General features: G+C 64.1%; 3 protein-coding genes. All 3 read right to left on the reverse strand.

The window, feature by feature from the left end; translation table 11 throughout:
- A partial coding sequence (locus EN879_RS32975) for a MiaB/RimO family radical SAM methylthiotransferase (protein WP_245493906.1) occupies window positions 1–855 on the reverse strand: 855 nt, incomplete at its 3' end.
- Window positions 856–968: 113 nt separating this feature from the next.
- A complete protein-coding gene (locus tag EN879_RS32980; protein WP_063169990.1) occupies window positions 969–1,769 on the reverse strand; it encodes a 1-acyl-sn-glycerol-3-phosphate acyltransferase in 801 nt (266 codons plus the stop codon).
- 21 nt (window positions 1,770–1,790) lie between these two features.
- A partial coding sequence (locus EN879_RS32985; protein WP_164774729.1) for an N-acetyltransferase occupies window positions 1,791–2,185 on the reverse strand: 395 nt, incomplete at its 5' end.

Below are 2,185 nucleotides of genomic sequence, written 5' to 3' on the forward strand. Positions count from 1 at the left end.
CGATTGCACCGGCAGATGCAGATAGGGCATCAACGCCGGCAGATCGCGATGGGCCGCTATCAACTCGTCATCCATGTCGCGCGGGTGGCTGGTGGTGTAGCGCAGACGCGCCAGCCCGGGGATTTCGGCCAGCCTGAACAGCAGGCGGCCAAGGCCCCACTCGTGGCCGTTCTCGCCCTGGCCATGCCAGGCATTGACGTTCTGGCCAAGCAGCGTCACTTCGCGCACCCCGGCTTCAGCCAGGCGCTCAGCCTCCGCGACAATCTGCGCCACCGGCCGGGAAACTTCGGAGCCTCTGGTATAGGGCACGACGCAGAAGGTGCAGAACTTGTCGCAGCCTTCCTGCACGGTGAGGAAGGCGGTGACGCCGCGCTTGATGACCTCGGCGCGCTTGGACTGCGGCAGATGCTCGAACTTGTCCTCGATGGCGTAGTCGGTCTCGACGATCTTTTCGCCGCCGCGCACCCGCGCCAGCACGTCGGGGAGCCGGTGATAAGTCTGCGGGCCGATGACCAGGTCGACGGCCGGCGAACGGCGGATGATCTCGGCGCCTTCGGCCTGCGCCACGCAGCCGGCGACGCCGACCAGCATCTCGCGGCCGGCCAGGGCACGCTCGGCTTTCATGTCGCGGATACGGCCGAGCTCGGAATAGACCTTTTCGGCCGCCTTCTCCCTGATATGACAGGTGTTCAGCAGCACCAGGTCCGCCTCGCCAATGGCATCGGTCGCGGAATAGCCGTCGGCAGCCAGCGCATCGGCCATACGCTGCGAATCATAGACGTTCATCTGGCAGCCATAGGTCTTGATGAAGACTTTTTTCGCTGCCGTGGAAAGCACTGCCGGCTGTCCAGCCATAGTGCCGATGTCGTCGCTTTCTATCGTGTTCAAGTCCATAAGGCGGCTTCTAACGCCTTTCCGTGACAAAAAACAGACGATTCTCGGCCCGCGCCAGCAAGGGCATGCCGGGGCTAGCGGCTCGGCCGCGGGTCGGCAAGCGCCGCCTGCATCATCTCACGCACCTGGCTTTCCATCAGTTTCGACGTCTCCTTGCGGTTCGAACCCTTGGAAAAGGCGATTGCCTCGCCGAAATGCACCTCGACGTCGAGCGCGCCCTCCGCCAGCAATACCTTGAGATGCGGCATCAAATCCTCATCGCCGATCCAGGCGGCAAGCGGGCGATGCCGGCGGCCGAGCGGCACGCCGTGCAGACGCGTATAGGCGATCGCCACCGGCTGGATGAACACCTGTTCCGCCGCGCCTTCCGAAATCGCCATCGAGGCGGCGCCGAACAGCGTGCTCTTGAACGGCAGGACCATATTGCCGTCGCCGGTCGAGCCCTCGGCAAACAGCACCATCGCATCGCCCTTGGCCATGCGGCTGGCAATCTCGCTTGCCTGGTCGCCCGACGAACGCTTGCGCTCGCGCTCGATGAACACGGTACGCTGCAGCTTCGAAAGCATGCCGATCAGCGGCCAGCCTTCCATATCAGCCCTGGCGATGAATTTTACGTCGGCAAAAGAGCCGAGCACCATGATGTCGGTCCAGGAGATGTGATTGGACGCAACCAGCAGCGGGCGCTTGTCGGACAGCGTCCCCTTGACATGGATGCGCATGCCGAGCGCCCTGATGATCAGCCTGTGCCAGATCTTGAGGATGAAGGTTTCCGGCCACCAGCCGGTCTTCATCGACAGTATCTGTAACGGCACGAGGACCAGCGAACCGGCGACAACGAGGCCCAGCGCCAGGAAAATCCTGATTTTCTTGATCATCGCCCCATCCCGGCCGTCTCGCTAGCGAAGATCGCGGCGCATGACAAGCGCGCCGGTCGGTCCGTGTTCGGCCGACCTGTAGTAATTCGGCCGCTTGCCGACCTCGCGGAAGCCCAGCCGGCGATAAAGCGCGATCGCCGCGACATTAGTCTCGTCGACCTCGAGGAACAGCGCTTCGGCGCGCTGCGCGTGCAGTTCGCGCAACACCGCGTCCATCAATTGCCAGCCCAACCCCTGCCGGCGATGCGATCGCGCCACCGCGACGGTCAGGATCTCGCCCTCGCCTGCCGCAAGCCGCGCCAGCACGAAGCCGACGGGCGGCTTGGAGCCCTGTCCGGTTTCGCGCGCGGCATAGCCGAACACGGTGTCCTGTTCGAGCAAGGCGGCAAATTCGCCATCGGTCCAGGGGCGGACAA

Origin of the sequence: Mesorhizobium sp. M7A.F.Ca.AU.002.02.1.1, from assembly GCF_003998535.1 — a bacterium.
Taxonomy (GTDB): Bacteria; Pseudomonadota; Alphaproteobacteria; order Rhizobiales; family Rhizobiaceae; genus Mesorhizobium; species Mesorhizobium ciceri.